Raw genomic sequence first — 15,420 nt, 5'->3', positions numbered from 1 at the left:
GGCCTTTACAGCTTGGCGTGCACGCTGGGCAAGCGGTGCTTTACCCAGGTGGTCGGGGCGGTTTGCGTGTAGCCGCAATGTTCGAACAGGCGCTGGGAGGGGCGGTTCCCTTCCAGCACGGTCGCGTCGACAATGGCGGCGTCAGCGGCGGCCTCGCCTGCGAGCAGCAGATGCGGGCCGAGACCAAGGCCGTGCAGAGCGGGATCGAGATAGAGTGAGACTTCTGCACGCGCCTCTTCGGAGAAATCGAAGCGGATCACACCGACGGGTCGCCCGCCGATCTCGCCAACGAAGAGTTGGCGGGCTGGGTCTTCGAGAACGCGTGTGAGCCATGCGAGGTGATCATCCCACACCAACTCATCGCTCTCGAGCGAGACCGCACGCGTCGCAGCGTCACCGCGCCAGTCGAACATCATACGCGCGTCTTCGAGTTTGGCAGGCCGAACGGCGAGACTCTCTGCGAGAATGCCAAGTGCAGCGCGTGTTGCTCCCAAACCATCGACCAGCTCGCGTGATTTGGCGGCGAGGTTTTGGCGCGCAGGGGCATCATCAATCAGCGCTTTAAGTTCGCCTGCCAATGTCTCAGGCGAGGGGTCGGGTGCGAAGGCTGCGATCCCGGCTTCGGCGAGGAGCGGGGCGACCGACATCTGGTTGGGTGCGACTACGACCAGCAATGTCGGCACGCCGATACAGCAGCGCTCCCAACTCGCGCCACCGCCCGCGCCCACCTGCAGATCGTGGCGGGCGAAGAATGCGGCGAGGTCGGGCAGGTCAAGCGAGAGGCTGGTGTTGGCTCGTGCAGTGATGCGTTCGCGCAAGTCGCCGAGATGCGGGTTGGCGGAAGTGGCGACGACTTCGATCTCGCCTTCGAAGCCGATGACATCCAGCGCATCAAGCACGCTCTGCGAGTGATCCCCGGCATCGACGCCGCCCATAAAGACACCGATCGAGCGCACGTCCTCATTGAATTCATAGCGCGCTGCGTCGGCGTAAGCTGGCCCGAGCAAGCCATAACGCGGCCCGCCGAGCAGTCGTGCCGAGCGGGGCAGAACCTCGGCGTATTTGGCGCGATGGTCGGGTGCGAAAGTGTGGTCGATCAGCAAGTCGCATGCGAGTGCACGATCAGCGAGGTCGTCGATCTGCGCGATCTTGCAGCCGAGCTCGCCGCGAACCGCCTCGTGCCAGCGCGCATCGAATGCGTAACTGTCCAGCACGACCCAGTCCGGCGCGAAGTCCTCCAAGGCTTCGCAGGTGCCGTCGATATCGCGATCAAGCGAGACTTCGGCCCATGCGGAATGCGGCACTGCCGGATCGGGTGTGAAGACGCTGCCAGGCGGGGCGAGCAGCACAGTGCGCTCAAAACCAGCGCCTGCGATCATTCCAACGCTGTCGACGCCTAGCGCGCGGGTGACAAACCGAACCTCTGCCCCGAGCTTTCGCAATGCTTCGGCCAATGACAGCGAGCGTTTCACATGCCCGGTGCCGATTTGCGCCGAGGCATCGACCCGGATGGCGATCTTCATTGCGGTTACTCGCCCGAACCGATGGCCCTGTGCAGAGCCTCGGCGCGGTCCCAGTCTTCGGGCGTGTCGATATCGACCACGCGCCATTCGGGCAGCACGATGGCGCGGCCATTGGCGTGGATGTTCGCGCCGGTCAGCCAGGTCTCTACTGCACCCCAATAGAACTGACCGGCGTCGAAATAGGCCGGTTCGAGGTCCTGCGTCCGGGTGTTGACGTGGCTTGGATCGAAGGGCGCAACAGCGCCCGCATCATCGCGCTTCAACGCGCGTTGGATCGGCGAAGGGAAGCCGGTCACCGGGAAGGTGTAGCCTTCGCCCTTATGCGCGATCAGCAGTTCGAGCGCTTCGGCGAGATCTTCGGTGCGGATGAACGGGACGCCGGGATAGATGCAGCAGGCGTGCTCGAACTCGAAGCCGCGCGTGCGGCAGGCGTTGATCGCATGCTGGATCACCGGGACGGTGGGGGTAATATCGTCGGCGAGTTCGGGCGGACGGCGGAACGGAACTTCGGCGCCGAAATCCTCGGCAATCTGCGCGATCTCGTCATCATCGGTCGTCACGACCACGCGGCTGATCGCTTCGCACGCCTTGGCCGCTTCGATGGCGTAGCCGATCATCGGCTTGCCCGCGAAGGGCTTGATATTCTTGCGCGGTATCCGTTTCGATCCGCCGCGCGCCGGGATAATGGCGATACTCTCTGACATTCTACGCCGCCAGCCTCAGCATAGTCTCAACCACGCGGTCCTGCTGCGCGTCGGTCATTGCCGGGAACAGTGGGATCGACAAAGCGTGGTCGTAATAGGCCACCGAGTTCGGGAATTGCTCGCGGGTGAAGCCGAGCCGCTCATAATAAGGCTGCGTGTGGATCGGGATGTAGTGCACGTTCACCCCGATCTTCGCCTCGCGCATCGCGGCGAACATTTCGGCGCGCCCGATCTTCGCGTCCGCTGTCAGCTCGACCGCATAGAGGTGCCATGATGAAACCCGGTCATTGAACCGGGCCGGGCGCTTGAACGGTCCATCGGCGAGCAGCGCATCATAGCGATCCGCGCGCGCCTCGCGCGCGTCGCGCCATTCGTCCATCTTGGTCAGCTGCGACAGGCCGAGCGCCGATTGCACATCGGTCAGCCGGTAGTTCCAGCCCATATCGACCATTTCGTAATACCAGCCGCCTTCTGAGGCGCGCTGCATCAGGCCTTCGTCGCGGGTCACGCCGTGCGAGCGCAGCAGCCGAAGTTTCTCGGCAAGCTCATCGTCCTGCGTCACGATCATCCCGCCTTCGCCGGTGGTGACGATCTTGACCGCGTGAAAGCTGAACACCGTGGCATGCGCGTGGGCCGATCCGGTTGGCAGGCCCTTGTAAGTCGCGCCGGTCGCGTGGCTCGCATCTTCGAGGATCTTGAAACCGTATGTGTCGGCCAGCGCGCGCATTTCGGACAGGTCACAGGGTAGGCCCGAGAAATCGACTGGGATCACCACGTCGGGCAGCTTGCCGACTTTGTCTGCCGCCTCGAGCTTGGCGGTGAGCAGTTCGAGCGACATGTTGCGCGTCACCGGATCGGAGTCGACGAAATCGACCTCGGCCCCGCAGAAGATCGCGCAATTCGCGCTTGAGACGAAGCTGTTGGGGCAGGTCCAGACCAACGAACCGGGGCCGATGCCAAAGGCGAGACACCCGATATGCAGCGCGGCGGTGGCGTTCGAGACGCCGATAGCGTGCTTGACCTGATGACGCTCGGCAAAGACGCGCTCGAACTCCCCGCCAACCGGGCCTTGCGTCAGGAAATCCGACCGTAGCTGGTCCGTCACCGCAGCAATATCGGCGTCGCTGATTTCCTGCCGACTATACGGGATGAACTCGTGGGTCTCGTCAGCCACTATCCGGCTCCTGGAATTAGTCGATCACCTGTCCGGTGACATGCTCTTTGATCAAGGCGCGGATTTGTTCGACGGTGAGGAAATCTGGGTTGTCGCCGCTCGAATAGGCGAAACCCGGTTCGACCGGTTTGCCGCCGTGATCCTTGCAATAATCCTCGATCGTGTAGTCGGCGCTGACCGGCAGGATCGCGTAATATTCGCCCATATCGACGGTGTTGAAGCTGTCCGAGGCGGTGATCATTTCCTCGTGGATCTTCTCACCCGGGCGGATGCCGATGACTTTCTGTTCGGCATCGGGAGCAATCGCAGTGGCGACATCGCCGATCCGGTAGGACGGGATTTTCGGCACCAGAACTTCGCCGCCTTCGGCATTTTCGATCGACCACAGGACCATCTCGACGCCTTCTTGCAGCGAGATGTTGAAACGGGTCATGCGCTGATCGGTGATCGGCAGCACGCCTTCGTCTTTCTTGGCCATGAAGAACGGGATGACCGAGCCGCGCGAGCCCATGACATTGCCGTAGCGCACCACGGAGAAACGGATGTCGCGCGTGCCCTTCACATTGTTGGCGGCGACGAACAGCTTGTCGCTGCACAGCTTGGTCGCGCCATACAGGTTGATCGGTGCCGCAGCTTTGTCGGTCGACAGGGCGACCACCCGGCCGACCCCGCTGTCAAAGCAGGCTTCGATCAGGTTCTGCGCGCCCAGCACATTGGTCTTGATGCATTCGAATGGATTGTACTCGGCGGCTGGCACCTGCTTGAGCGCTGCGGCGTGGACGACGACGTCGATCCCTTCGAGAGCGCGCTTTAGCCGAGCTTCGTCGCGCACATCGCCTAGGAAATACCGTAGCGCCGGGTATTCGGAGCGCGGAAACAGCTGTGCCATTTCGTACTGCTTCAACTCATCACGCGAATAGATCACCAGCCGCTTGATATCGGGGTAACGCTTCAGAACCGTGCGGACGAACGCCTTGCCAAAGGAGCCGGTGCCCCCGGTTACGAGAACAGATTTGTTATTCAGCATGTCGGTTAAATGCTCGCCGGTCGGATTGAAGACGCAAGTAAAGGCCCGTGCGGCCTGATTGGCGGCCCCTTTACAGCCCGGCCCTGTACCAAGGCAACCGGATATTTCTGGCGGCTGGCTCCGAATTGGCGGCGAACAACCGCCTCCGAAATGGACCAATTGCGGCCTGCCGAGAGCATCATGCGGCAGAGCGAAGATCACCCGGAGAATCGTCATCGTGGTGAAGGGATTCAGCGCGACAAGCGTTACCAGAGCGGAGGCATGCCGCCCTTGCTAGCCCCCTAATCCCCGTTTATGGGCGGTTTTTGGGGCCTGATGGGAAACATCAGGAAAGGTGTAGGTACAAAAATAATGATGATCGAGCCGATCACACCCGCGGCACGCATGCGTGGCCGCAATGACCCGATCACGTCCTTCATTCGATATGGAGTGGCGTGGACGGTGGTCGTGTTTGTACCGCTGATCGCCTACGACCTGCTCGGCATCACCGAAGCATTTATCGATCCCACTATGATCAACACCGGCATCGCGGCAACTGTCGCACTGTTTTTGGGTATGTATCTCGCGGGCCGCGTGCTCGATCTGCCGGGCACACGAGGCACTGTGCATGGTGTCCCGATCATGTGGACTAGCTTTATCCTGGTCGTGATCGTGATGTTTGCCTTTCGTACAGATTACAGCCGCGTGATGCTGGGATATTCGGCGGCGGTTTCCACGCTGATCGCGATGCAATTGCGCTGGAGCAATCGTACACATCGCCAGCAGCCCTTCTACCTCGTCCCGTTCGGCAAGGCGATGCTGATGGAGGACGTGGAAGGCTTTCCGGTGCGCAAACTATCGCGGCCTGAAATCCCCGCCGACCGTGCTGCCAATATCGTCGCCGACTTCCGCGCCGACCTGCCCGATGAATGGGAGCGCCTGCTGGCCAAGGCTTCGCTCGCCGGGGTGCCGGTGTACCACTACAAGCAGCTGACCGAGTCGCTCACTGGACAGGTGAAGATCGAACATCTGTCCGAAAACTCGCTCGGTTCCCTGATCCCTAACCAATCCTACACTCCGATCAAGCGCCTGATCGACATTGTCGGCAGCCTCATCGCGATTGTGCTGACCTTGCCGATCATGATCTCTCTAGCGATCGCAATCTGGCTCGAAGATCGCCAATCGCCGTTTTTCGTCCAGAGCCGCACTGGCATGGGCGGCAGGCCGTTTCGGATGTACAAATTCCGCTCGATGACAAGTCGGGCTGCCCCAACCGGCGATGCCGCGCGCGAGGATGCGATCACTCAGGATGAGGACGCGCGCGTCACCAAAATCGGCCGCTTCATCCGAAAGTTTCGGCTCGATGAGCTGCCGCAGCTGTTCAACATCCTCAAAGGCGAGATGAGCCTGATCGGACCGCGGCCGGAAGCGAACGCGCTGGCGGAATGGTACGAGGACAACCTCGCATTCTACTCATATCGTAACATCGTGAAGCCGGGGCTGACCGGCTGGGCGCAGGTCAATCAGGGGCATGTCGCAACGCTCGATGATATCGACATCAAGCTCCAGTACGACTTCTACTACATCAAATACTTCTCGTTCTGGCTCGACGTGCTGATCGTGATGCGTACGATCCACACCATCGCCACAGGCTTCGGCTCAAAGTAGAAGTTACTTCTCCAGCGCGATATCCGGCGCGTCTGCCTGCTTCATTCCGACAACATGGTATCCGGCATCGACATGATGCGTTTCACCTGTGACGCCCGATGATAGGTTGGACAGGAAGTACAGGCCCGATCCGCCCACATCGTCAATCGTGATTGTCCGGCGAAGCGGTGCGTTGAGTTCGTTCCACTTCAGGATGTAGCGGAAATCGCCGATCCCGCTCGCCGCCAGCGTCTTGACCGGCCCGGCGCTGATCGCATTCACCCGGATGCCTTGTGGTCCAAGGTCGTTGGCGAGGTATTTCACGCTCGTTTCCAGCGCGGCCTTGGCGACGCCCATCACGTTGTAATGCGGCATGACCTTTTCGGCGCCGTAATAGGTCAGCGTCAGGATGCTGCCGCCATTCGGCATCATCTCCGCCGCTCTTTTTGTCACAGCGACCAGCGAATAGGTCGAAATGTTCATCGTCATCAAGAAATTGTCGAGGCTGGTGTCGACATATTTCCCGCGGAGTTCATTCTTGTCCGAAAAGCCTATGGCATGGACTACGAAGTCTATCGTGTCCCAGCGCTCTTTCAGGGCGTCGAAAGCTGCATCCAGCGAATCCATGCTCGACACATCGCATTCGAAGGTGAAGTCGCTGCCCAGTTGTTCAGCCAGGGGCTTCACGCGTTTCGCCAGAGCCTCGCCCTGATACGAGAATGCCAGCTCGGCCCCGTGTTCGGCGAGTTGCTTGGCAATGCCCCATGCGAGCGACTTGTCATTGGCGAGACCCATGATGAGCCCGCGTTTGCCGTGCATTAATTTGGGCATCTGATCGCTCATGCCAAATTCTCCCTCTCGGTATCTTCGGACGTATTGGCGTCCGGTTCCGCCAAAGCGGCGTTCAATTCAGCTCCGATAACGAGTCCCAATCCAACCAGCCAGAAAAAGAACAGTGCGATCATGATCCCGGCGAGGCTGCCGTAGGTCAGATTGTACGTGAAGAAGCTGCGCAGGACTGCGGGCATCACGCTCGATACGCCAAGCCACCAAAGCGCCGTAAACACCGCGCCGGGCCATTTGGGATAGCGCCGTTTCCGGTACTCTTCAGGCGTCAGGGTATAGAACAGCATGTAAAGCGAGCCGAACAAACCTAGCGCGGGGACGATCCGCGAGAGCCGCAATGTTCCGATAGCTTCGGCAAGCTGGGGCAGGCGCGCATCGATCACCTGCTGTGCCGTACCGATGGCGACCTGCGCAAATAGACTGGCCATCAGCAGGATCATCGCACCTAGGATCAGGCCTGCCGACAGCAGGCGGTACTTCCAGAAGGCATGCCGTGCAGTCGTGCCATAGGCACGGCGCAGAATGTCGCGAATGGTCTCGATCAGGCTCGAAACGGTCCAAAGCCCGATGCCCGCGCCGAGCCAGAGCAGCCATCCAGAGCGCGCTTCGGCAGAGTTTTCGGCGACCGGTCTGATCACTTCGGATACGGTTGGCGGCGTCGCGACCAGCACTGTCTCGATCAGCGCCGCAGATTGTTCCCTGCCGCCGATCAGCTCGAACAGCGCCGCGCCGAGAATGAAAAACGGAAAAATCGCGAGCATCGAGAGGTAGGCGAGATTGCCCGCGTGGATAAAGCCGTCATTGTACGATCCCACCGCTGTGCGGCGGACGACTTCGAAAAAGCGTGTCCCAGGACCGAGTGCGCGCGCAAATTTCTGCTGCCAACTTAAGACTTCGGGCTCTGGCTTTTTGAGATGCTGAGCTAGAAACGAATGCCGCCTGCGGGCCTCAGGCGAAAGCGAGCGAATTTCGCGCGGGTCTTGCGGGCGATAGTCCGATGGCGCACCCATCCGGCAGCGCCCTTACAGGCCGAATTTCTCGCGAGGCCGCGCCGGATCGACCCAGTCACCGAGCTGTTCTTCCAGCTTTTCGATGTCTTCTGGCAGCTGAATCTCGAGGTTGACGAGCTGATCGCCGCGTTCACCCGGCTTCTTGCCGTGCTTCGTCCAACCCTTACCGCCCAGCCGCATCACCGTGCCGCCGCTGGTGCCTGGCTTGATCGTCAGCATCACTGGGCCATCGACGGTCGGGCATTTGACCTTCGCACCGCGAATTGCCTCGCTCAGCGTGATCGGCAGGTCCATGCGAATATTGTCGCCGTCGCGGTGGAAGAAGGGATGCGCGCCGATCTCGATGATTACGATTCCGTCGCCGCTGCCGCCCGGACCGCTATGGCCCTTGCCACGCAGCCGCATTTGCGTGCCATCGGTAACGCCGACCGGCAGTTTGAGATTGATCGCCTTGCCATCGGCCAGCGTAATGCGCTGATCGCGCCCTGCGGCTGCATCGACGAAGGGCACCGCGAGACGGTACTGAATATCAGCGCCCTTTTTCTGCGGAGGAGGTGGAGGCCGCTGGCCAAAGCCGCGCCGTGCTCCATTGTTCGGAGATGGGCGTGCGCGTCCGCCGCCAAACAATCCCTCGAACAGGTCGCCGAGATCCATATCGTCGGTGTTGAAGCCGCCGAAGTCCTGCTGACTATGGCCGCGTGGAGCGCCAGCGCCGGCATAGCCGCGCCCGCCCATTCCGCCCATTCCGGCAAACGGATTCAGCGGATTGCCTTCCGCGTCGATCTCGCCCCGGTCGAACTGAGCGCGCTTGTCCTTGTCCGACAACAGATCATAGGCTTTGGTCACATCCGAGAACTTCTCGGCAGCCTTGGGATTTTCCTTGTTGCGGTCTGGGTGCAGCTGCTTGGCAAGCTTACGATACGCGCTCTTGATCTCCTTTTCTGAGGCCGTGCGCGTTACGCCAAGGGTGCCATACGGGTCTGCCATGGTGTTTTAGCTAGGTGAGACGGTGCCGAGGTGCAAGCGTGCGTTGTAAGGAACAAACAGCTTGGGTTAACCAATTGGCGATTCAAGACCGGCCTGCGGAGACATTCCGCTGGCATGCGGGCATTGCTGGCCCATATAGCGTGGACGGTTCCAAAGCGTCTCAGGTGAAACGATATGAGTGATGTGACCACCCACCCGCAAAGCCTCGACACATCGCAGCTTGCGGATAGCCAGATCCCGAGTGGTTCTGACCCTTATGTCCTTTTCGACGAGTGGTTTGCGCTCGCACAGAACAGCGAGCCCAACGATGCCAACGCGATGGCGCTCGCGACCGCCTCTGCGGACGCAGCGCCTTCGGTGCGGATGGTTCTGCTTAAGGGTCATGGTCCCGGCGAGAGCGAGAAAGGTGGGTTCACCTTTTTCACCAACGCCGAGAGTCGCAAAGGCAGCCATATCCGCGCCAATATGCAGGCTGCCCTGCTGTTTCACTGGAAGAGCCAGCGCAAACAGATTCGCATTGCCGGCCCGCTCTTCGAAGTGACGCCCGAGCGCGCGGACGCCTATTTCCATTCTCGTCCCTACAAGAGTCAGGTGGGCTCTGCGGCAAGCGATCAGTCACGCCCGCTTCCGGACCGTCAAACCTATATAGACCGGGTGAAGACATTGTGGGCTGAGCATGAGGGCGCAGGTGAAGTGCCGCGTCCGGCGCACTGGACCGGCTTCACACTGGTGCCGAACGAGATTGAGTTCTGGATGGACCGCGACAATCGGCTGCATGATCGCCGCCTTTTCACGCGCAAAGCGGATGGTTCCGGCTGGACCGACACACTGCTCTATCCGTGACCGATAAGGCGTCTTTGACGCGCAGCGCGGCCTATGCGTCGATTGCGACGGCGCTGTTCTTGGCTGGGCTGAAGCTGTGGGCGACGGCGCGCACCGGATCGACGGCCATGCTGGGCAGTCTGGCGGATACAGCGCTTGATCTGGTGGCATCGATTGCAACTCTGATCGGGGTCAGCATCGCAGCGCAACCGCCAGACAAGAAGCATCGTTTCGGACACGGCAAGGCGGAATCGCTCGCTGCCATGTTCCAGGTGATCCTGATCGCGCTATCGGCGGCAGGGATCGGCTTTCGTGCGATCATTGCGCTGATCGAGGGACAGCGAACCAGCGCGGCGGAGGAAGGGATCGCCGTTTCGGTGATCGCAATCGGCGCGACGCTCGCCTTGATCGCATGGCAGCGTCACGTGCTGAGCAAAACCGGATCGGTCGCGATCCGCGCCGACAATGTGCATTATCAGTCCGACCTGTTGCTCAACGCCGCCGTCATCGCGGCGCTGGTGGTCGATCAATATATGGGCATCACAGGCGCAGACCCTCTCTTCGGACTGGCCATTGCGGCTTGGCTGCTCTGGGGCGCATGGGGCACGGCGCGCGAAGCGGTCGACCACTTGATGGACCGCGAATGGCCTGAAGAAAAGCGGCTGAAACTGGTCGAAGTGGCAGCGCGTCACCCAGAACTCGACAGCCTCCACGACTTGCGCACGCGTACCAGCGGCACGCGCGATTTCGTCCAGTTCCACGTCGATCTGCCCGGTGAAATGACGGTCGAGGAATCCCACGAGATCATTGAGCGGGTCGAGGACGACCTTGTCGCTCATTTCCCGGACATGGAGCTGCTCATCCATATCGACCCCGTCGGCCACGTTGATGAGCCGGACAATCCAATGGCCGAGAAAGACGAATTCGACAGGTTGGAGAAAGAGTGATGCCGGTGGGCCAGCCTCCCATTCCGTATTGGCATGTCGATGCGTTCAGCGCCGCGCCGTTTGGCGGCAATCAGGCTGCGGTGATGGTGCTCGAGGAATGGTTGCCTGACGATGCCCTGCTGGCGATCAGCGCTGAGAATATGTTCGCAGCGACGGCATTTGTGGTTCGTGACGAGGCGCGAGAGGCCGACTGGGAGCTTCGCTGGTTCACACCAACCAATGAAATCGCACTCTGTGGACACGCGACACTGGCGACGGGGCATGTGCTGCTGAAGCGGGATGGGGGCGAGGGTGTCGCCTTCCGTACGCGCATGTCCGGCATTCTTGAGGTTCGTCGGAATGGCGATACCTATGAGTTGGCGCTGCCGGTGATCCACACTCAGCAGGCTGAATATTCCGAGGCCGTCGCGCTGCTGGGGAGCGAGCCGCTCAGCGTCCACCGCAACGAATCGCGCTACAATATATTCGAGTTTGAAGACGAAGCCGCAGTGCGCGCACTGGCACCTGATTTTGCCGCGCTAGCCAAGCTCGGAAACGATCAATTCATCTGCACCGCTCCGGGAAACTCAACTGACATTGTCAGCCGGGTGTTCGTTCCGGGTGGCGGAGCCGACGAAGACAGTGTCACCGGCTCAGCGCATGCGGTGCTGGCTCCTTTCTGGGCCGAGCGGTTGGGCCGCAATTCCATGACTGCGCATCAGGCAAGCGAGCGCGGTGGTGATCTGACGATTCGAATGGATGGGGAGCGCGTGTGGCTAGGCGGACCTTGCGTGACGGTGGTTGAGGGTGTGTTCTACCTCTGAGGATACAGCGCAATCACGTCCGCCGCCTGTTGCAGCATCGGTGGGCGCTCTTCCGAAGTCGAATGGCCAAGCCGCACCAAAGTCACGCGCTGCTCGGGCGAGACCAGCACATATTGTCCCATATGACCGATCAGTGAGAACAGGCTTGCCGGCGCGCGCTCAGGGAACAGCGGATGTCCCCATTCTGCGCCCTCTTTTCCCAGCGGGCGGTTGAGCCATGTCTGATAGCCATATTGCTGCGCGGTTGGGCTGGGTTCCACCATCGCTTCGATCCAGCGGCTGGGGACCAGTTGTTCGCCTTCGGGCGATTGCCCGTCGAGCCGCATGAACTCGCCGAATTTCGCATAATCGCGCGCGGTGGCGTGCATCAGGCTGCCACCGATGAGTGTGCCTGCCGCATCGTATTCGGGGACCATCGATGTCATGCCAAGCGGCGCAAAAAGTCGCTCTTCCAGATAGTCGCCGACCGCCTTGCGTCGCGCTTCAGGATCATCGCTCTCCGTCAGCGCCCGCGCCGCAATATCCGCGAGAATGACGGTGGTGTTTGAAGAATACTCGAAACGCTCGCCCGGTTCGGCCTCGAGCGGTTGTTCCTTCGCCCACTGCGCCATGTCGTCTCTGCCATCAAGGAACAGCATCCTGACTTCGCTCGAGTCGTAGGGCGGATCGCCCGCCTCGGTGTGACGCAGGCCTGAGCGCATTTGCAGTAGGTGACGCAAAGTGATCTCTGCGCGCGGATCGCCAGGGCGCTGCCACATTGGCACTGGCGCGGGATCGTCTACGCTCAGCTTGCCGTCTGCGACCAGCATGCCGACCAGCACGGCGGTGATCGTCTTGGCCATCGACCACGAGATGAAGCGCGTTTCGGCATCATAACCTTCGCTATAGCGCTCGGCAGCGATCTCTCCGTCCGACATCACCACTAGCGCACGGGTTTCTCCGAGTCCTTCGAGCGTGAATAGCTCGTCCACTTCGCGGGCCAGTTGGTCTTTCGGTGCGCCTGCCTTGTCAGTGACGGCAGCCAAGGCTTCATCGGTCAGCGGAGCGGGTCCGGCCGGCGGAGCGCTGCCGCAAGAAGCAAGACTTGGCAGGAGCGCCAATCCGGCGATAAGGGATATCGGGCGATGCATCATCGCGCACTCAATTCCCCAAGCTTTTCGGATTGGCAATGGCAAAAGCAAAGCGTTCGACCTCTTCCCGCATCGGCCTGTGGCTTCTGTTGCTGATCGGCGTCGGATTAGCGGGCGCGGCCTATGCCTATCGCGAGCCGATCAACGGCTACGCTTCGGTTGGCACGTCCTACGCGGCGCGAGTGGCATGTTCCTGCCGCTTTGTGGCCGGGCGCAGCATGGAGGATTGTGAGAAAGACAAACTGGGCGGAATGGAGCTCGTCACGCTTTCAGACGATGTCGATTCCAAGAGCGTCACTGCGCGCTTCCCGCTCGTAACCTCGAACACAGCCATCTACCGCGAAGGCTATGGCTGCGTCCTGGAGGAGTGGGAAGGCTAGCTCGCCACAGAAGTGGTGGAGTCGATCCAACCGCCACCAATGACGCGCTCACCGCAATAGATCACCGCCGCCTGACCGGGGGCAACGCCAAATTCCGGGTCGGCGAAATGGAGCGTGGTGCTCGCATTGTCGCCCAGTGGACCGTCGAGTGTGATTGGAACCGGCTTGGCTAAGCTGCGGACCTTCGCAGTCAGTGGCTCATCAGGAAGCGGACCAATCCGATTGGTTTCAATCACCACCGCGCTTTCCACCGCGAGCATGCGTTTCGGGCCGACGCGAACCTCACGGGTCTTGGCATCCAAACCAATCACGTAGAGCGGCTCTGGCTGGCCGCCGATGTCCAAGCCTTTGCGCTGTCCGACGGTGAAATGGATGATCCCTTTGTGCTCGCCGAGCGTTTCACCATTAGCGGCGTGAACAATCGCTCCCGGCACGCCGCCTTCTGGGCGCAGCTTGGTCACGATCTTGGCGTAATTGCCATCGGGAACGAAGCAGATGTCCTGACTATCGGGCTTGGCCGCATTGCGTAGCCCCGCAGCTTCCGCAAGTTCGCGGACCTGCGTTTTCGGCAGCCCGCCGAGCGGGAAGCGGATATAGTCGAGCTGCTCCTGCGTCGTCGCATAGAGAAAGTAGGACTGGTCGCGCGCCGGATCGACCGCGCGGTACAGATGCGGACCACCCTCGTCGGTCTCGACCCGACGGACATAGTGTCCGGTCGCAAGGCAATCTGCGCCAAGCTCGCGCGCCATGCGGAACAGGTCGGTGAACTTCGGCCCCATATTGCAGCGGATGCAGGGGACGGGCGTGCGACCGGCGAGATATTCGTCGGCAAACTGCTCGACCACATCTTCGCGAAACGCGCTTTCATGGTCGAAGACATAGTGCGCAATGCCCAACCGGTCGCAGACATTGCGCGCATCGCGGATATCGTCGCCCGCGCAGCATGCGCCCTTGCGGCCAGTCGCCGCGCCATAATCATACAGCTGGAGCGTAATGCCGATTACTTCCGCGCCGGTGTCATGCGCCAGCGCCGCGACTACCGACGAATCGACCCCGCCGCTCATCGCGACCACGATCCGGCATTCGGACGCAGGACGCGGCAGGTCGAACAGGCTGGCCGTATCAAGCCCGAAGGTCGGGCTGGGCGCGAGAGGTGAAGCGGTGTTCATGCGAGGCGCGCATATAGGGAATGCGCTGGAATTGTGCCAGTCTTGCAGGGCGCACCGAGGGTTGGGTCGTCAATTTTGCTCCCAACCACTTGCCATTGAGGCCAGCGCTTTTCCTAAGGGGTGGTAAATTCCAGTTTTACTACATCTTGACCAGTGCGCCCTATCAGAGTCGTCATGTTTGAGAATCTGACGCCTGTTTCCAAAGTTTCGAGTGGCGATTCCGTCCCCGGCGATTTGCTGGTCGGAAGCCGCGACCGCGTGCCCGGCCAAGGCGGTGACGCGCTGCGCGCCATCGAATGGAGCGAATTGACCGCACGGCTGAACGCTGCGCGCGATCTGCGCCGCGTGCTCAGGCGCGATTCGCGTGTGAATATCGATGCCACCGCATCGAGCTTTGGCGATGCAGCTGCCACCTATTTCCAATCGCTCGGAGAAAGCGAACGGTCCGTTAACCCTGATGCTTTAGGTGGCTCTAAAGCTTCTTGCGCCACTGTCAGTGAACCAGATGGTGAAGCGGCAATAAGCGATGCGAGAGACGTTTGATGATTGAAAATCAGGACATTCGGCCAGCACAAGTGATCGGCCCGCTCGGCGAACCGCTGACGATCGATGATTTGCCGTCGCCCAAGACAAAGCGCTGGGTCGTCCGCCGCAAGGCTGAAGTCGTGGCCGCCGTTAATGGCGGGCTGCTGACCATCGACGAAGTGCTCGAACGCTATAGCCTGACTCTCGAAGAATTCGCATCGTGGCAGCGTGCCGTCGACCGTTCGGGCATGCAGGGTCTGCGCGTAACCCGCATTCAGCACTACCGCGACCTCTACGAACGTCAGCTTAAGTACTGAAAAATCAATAAGTTGATCGACTGCCAGTAAGAAAGCTCTCTGGAACGTTTCTAATTTTCTCCCGTTGGGATAGGTGAAACCACCGATTCAAGGAGGAAATTCGGATATGGGATGGATTATTGCGCTTATCGTTGGCGGCGTAGCCGGCTGGCTCGCTAGTTTGGTTATGAACCGCGACGCGTCGATGGGGATTTTTTGGAATATTGTCGTGGGCTGCATCGGTTCGATCGTCGGCAACATGATTGCCGGCCCACTTCTTGGGATTAGCGGTAGCGTTCAGGAGTTTTCGCTGATCGGTCTTGGTGTTGCTGTACTTGGTGCCGTCGTCCTGTTGGGCATCGTCAACCTTATTCAACGAGGCCGAGTACGCTAATCGTACCAACACAAATCCAATCGAGAGACTGGAATAGGGGGCGACGCAGTGGTTTGC

General features: G+C 60.6%; 17 protein-coding genes. 8 read left to right on the top strand and 9 right to left on the bottom strand.

The features are described 5' to 3' along the window. Window positions 1–5: 5 nt before the first annotated feature. From pseG to pseB, 4 genes are read right to left on the bottom strand one after another with little or no spacing between them, the layout of a single operon-like run. Window positions 6–1,523 carry a UDP-2,4-diacetamido-2,4,6-trideoxy-beta-L-altropyranose hydrolase gene (pseG, locus tag Q0837_RS14695; RefSeq protein ID WP_298470627.1) on the bottom strand — a complete coding sequence of 506 codons (1,518 nt, stop codon included), beginning with the start codon at window positions 1,521–1,523 and terminating at the stop codon, window positions 6–8. 5 nt (window positions 1,524–1,528) lie between these two features. Then, window positions 1,529–2,227, bottom strand: coding sequence for a pseudaminic acid cytidylyltransferase (gene pseF / locus Q0837_RS14690; RefSeq protein WP_298470625.1), 699 nt, complete (start codon window positions 2,225–2,227; stop codon window positions 1,529–1,531). A 1-nt stretch (window position 2,228) separates the two neighbouring features. Next, a complete protein-coding gene (gene pseC / locus Q0837_RS14685; protein WP_298470624.1) occupies window positions 2,229–3,401 on the bottom strand; it encodes a UDP-4-amino-4,6-dideoxy-N-acetyl-beta-L-altrosamine transaminase in 1,173 nt (390 codons plus the stop codon). Between the two features lie 16 nt (window positions 3,402–3,417). Continuing rightward, window positions 3,418–4,644 carry a UDP-N-acetylglucosamine 4,6-dehydratase (inverting) gene (pseB, locus tag Q0837_RS14680; protein ID WP_298470623.1) on the bottom strand — a complete coding sequence of 409 codons (1,227 nt, stop codon included), beginning with the start codon at window positions 4,642–4,644 and terminating at the stop codon, window positions 3,418–3,420. A gap of 135 nt (window positions 4,645–4,779) precedes the next feature. Between pseB and Q0837_RS14675 the strand changes: the two genes are divergently transcribed. Then, complete coding sequence (locus Q0837_RS14675) at window positions 4,780–6,075, top strand: sugar transferase (protein WP_298470621.1); 1,296 nt, start codon at window positions 4,780–4,782, stop codon at window positions 6,073–6,075. A gap of 3 nt (window positions 6,076–6,078) precedes the next feature. Here the strand turns inward: Q0837_RS14675 and fabI are convergent, their stop codons facing one another. From fabI to Q0837_RS14660, 3 genes are read right to left on the bottom strand one after another with little or no spacing between them, the layout of a single operon-like run. Continuing rightward, the gene (gene fabI, locus Q0837_RS14670; RefSeq protein ID WP_298471770.1) at window positions 6,079–6,885 is read right to left on the bottom strand and encodes an enoyl-ACP reductase FabI; all 807 of its coding nucleotides are present in this window, start codon (window positions 6,883–6,885) and stop codon (window positions 6,079–6,081) included. 8 nt (window positions 6,886–6,893) lie between these two features. Continuing rightward, a complete protein-coding gene (locus Q0837_RS14665; protein WP_298470619.1) occupies window positions 6,894–7,910 on the bottom strand; it encodes a YihY/virulence factor BrkB family protein in 1,017 nt (338 codons plus the stop codon). A 12-nt stretch (window positions 7,911–7,922) separates the two neighbouring features. Next, window positions 7,923–8,897 (bottom strand): J domain-containing protein, encoded by a 975-nt coding sequence (locus Q0837_RS14660; protein WP_298470616.1) that lies wholly within the window; start codon window positions 8,895–8,897, stop codon window positions 7,923–7,925. Between the two features lie 174 nt (window positions 8,898–9,071). Here Q0837_RS14660 and pdxH point away from each other — a divergent pair, with 174 nt between their 5' ends. The 3 genes from pdxH to Q0837_RS14645 are packed head-to-tail and all read left to right on the top strand — an operon-like array spanning window position 9,072 to window position 11,469. Continuing rightward, window positions 9,072–9,740, top strand: a complete 669-nt coding sequence (pdxH, locus tag Q0837_RS14655; RefSeq protein ID WP_298470614.1) for a pyridoxamine 5'-phosphate oxidase — start codon at window positions 9,072–9,074, stop codon at window positions 9,738–9,740. Further along, the gene (locus Q0837_RS14650; protein ID WP_298470612.1) at window positions 9,737–10,666 is read left to right on the top strand and encodes a cation diffusion facilitator family transporter; all 930 of its coding nucleotides are present in this window, start codon (window positions 9,737–9,739) and stop codon (window positions 10,664–10,666) included. The genes pdxH and Q0837_RS14650 overlap by 4 nt, the downstream gene beginning before the upstream one ends. Window positions 10,667–10,671: 5 nt before the next feature. Next, window positions 10,672–11,469, top strand: coding sequence for a PhzF family phenazine biosynthesis protein (locus tag Q0837_RS14645; protein ID WP_298470610.1), 798 nt, complete (start codon window positions 10,672–10,674; stop codon window positions 11,467–11,469). Here the strand turns inward: Q0837_RS14645 and Q0837_RS14640 are convergent. Then, on the bottom strand, window positions 11,460–12,602 hold the full coding sequence (locus Q0837_RS14640; RefSeq protein ID WP_298470608.1) for a serine hydrolase: 1,143 nt from the start codon (window positions 12,600–12,602) through the stop codon (window positions 11,460–11,462). The genes Q0837_RS14645 and Q0837_RS14640 overlap by 10 nt on opposite strands. Before the next feature lie 35 nt (window positions 12,603–12,637). Here Q0837_RS14640 and Q0837_RS14635 point away from each other — a divergent pair, with 35 nt between their 5' ends. Continuing rightward, window positions 12,638–12,979, top strand: a complete 342-nt coding sequence (locus tag Q0837_RS14635) for a hypothetical protein (protein WP_298470607.1) — start codon at window positions 12,638–12,640, stop codon at window positions 12,977–12,979. Here the strand turns inward: Q0837_RS14635 and mnmA are convergent. After that, complete coding sequence (gene mnmA, locus Q0837_RS14630; protein WP_298470605.1) at window positions 12,976–14,148, bottom strand: tRNA 2-thiouridine(34) synthase MnmA; 1,173 nt, start codon at window positions 14,146–14,148, stop codon at window positions 12,976–12,978. The genes Q0837_RS14635 and mnmA overlap by 4 nt on opposite strands. A 174-nt stretch (window positions 14,149–14,322) precedes the next feature. On the opposite strand from mnmA, the gene Q0837_RS14625 reads away from it, so the two are divergent. The 3 genes from Q0837_RS14625 to Q0837_RS14615 all read left to right on the top strand — a co-directional run bounded on the left by Q0837_RS14625 (window position 14,323) and on the right by Q0837_RS14615 (window position 15,363). Then, window positions 14,323–14,691 (top strand): hypothetical protein, encoded by a 369-nt coding sequence (locus Q0837_RS14625; RefSeq protein WP_298470603.1) that lies wholly within the window; start codon window positions 14,323–14,325, stop codon window positions 14,689–14,691. After that, on the top strand, window positions 14,691–14,990 hold the full coding sequence (locus Q0837_RS14620) for a DUF1153 domain-containing protein (RefSeq protein WP_298470601.1): 300 nt from the start codon (window positions 14,691–14,693) through the stop codon (window positions 14,988–14,990). Before Q0837_RS14625 ends, Q0837_RS14620 begins: the two co-directional genes overlap by 1 nt. 106 nt (window positions 14,991–15,096) lie before the next feature. Then, the gene (locus tag Q0837_RS14615) at window positions 15,097–15,363 is read left to right on the top strand and encodes a GlsB/YeaQ/YmgE family stress response membrane protein (protein WP_298470599.1); all 267 of its coding nucleotides are present in this window, start codon (window positions 15,097–15,099) and stop codon (window positions 15,361–15,363) included. Window positions 15,364–15,420: the final 57 nt, after the last annotated feature.

The organism is uncultured Erythrobacter sp. (genome assembly GCF_947499705.1).
Classification (GTDB): Bacteria; Pseudomonadota; Alphaproteobacteria; order Sphingomonadales; family Sphingomonadaceae; genus Erythrobacter.
This window is presented reverse-complemented; position numbering and strand designations above follow the sequence as displayed.

Excerpts from the sequence above, each read along its gene's own strand:
- mnmA (WP_298470605.1), bottom strand. The coding sequence starts at position 14,148 with ATGAACACCGCTTCACCTCTCGCGCCCAGCCCGACCTTCGGGCTTGAT.
- pdxH (WP_298470614.1), top strand. The coding sequence starts at position 9,072 with ATGAGTGATGTGACCACCCACCCGCAAAGCCTCGACACATCGCAGCTT.
- Q0837_RS14665 (WP_298470619.1), bottom strand. The coding sequence starts at position 7,910 with ATGGGTGCGCCATCGGACTATCGCCCGCAAGACCCGCGCGAAATTCGC.
- pseF (WP_298470625.1), bottom strand. The coding sequence starts at position 2,227 with ATGTCAGAGAGTATCGCCATTATCCCGGCGCGCGGCGGATCGAAACGG.
- Q0837_RS14625 (WP_298470603.1), top strand. The coding sequence starts at position 14,323 with ATGTTTGAGAATCTGACGCCTGTTTCCAAAGTTTCGAGTGGCGATTCC.
- Q0837_RS14640 (WP_298470608.1), bottom strand. The coding sequence starts at position 12,602 with ATGATGCATCGCCCGATATCCCTTATCGCCGGATTGGCGCTCCTGCCA.
- Q0837_RS14660 (WP_298470616.1), bottom strand. The coding sequence starts at position 8,897 with ATGGCAGACCCGTATGGCACCCTTGGCGTAACGCGCACGGCCTCAGAA.
- fabI (WP_298471770.1), bottom strand. The coding sequence starts at position 6,885 with ATGCCCAAATTAATGCACGGCAAACGCGGGCTCATCATGGGTCTCGCC.
- pseB (WP_298470623.1), bottom strand. The coding sequence starts at position 4,644 with ATGACGATTCTCCGGGTGATCTTCGCTCTGCCGCATGATGCTCTCGGC.
- Q0837_RS14635 (WP_298470607.1), top strand. The coding sequence starts at position 12,638 with ATGGCAAAAGCAAAGCGTTCGACCTCTTCCCGCATCGGCCTGTGGCTT.
- Q0837_RS14675 (WP_298470621.1), top strand. The coding sequence starts at position 4,780 with ATGATGATCGAGCCGATCACACCCGCGGCACGCATGCGTGGCCGCAAT.
- Q0837_RS14615 (WP_298470599.1), top strand. The coding sequence starts at position 15,097 with ATGGGATGGATTATTGCGCTTATCGTTGGCGGCGTAGCCGGCTGGCTC.
- pseG (WP_298470627.1), bottom strand. The coding sequence starts at position 1,523 with ATGAAGATCGCCATCCGGGTCGATGCCTCGGCGCAAATCGGCACCGGG.
- Q0837_RS14620 (WP_298470601.1), top strand. The coding sequence starts at position 14,691 with ATGATTGAAAATCAGGACATTCGGCCAGCACAAGTGATCGGCCCGCTC.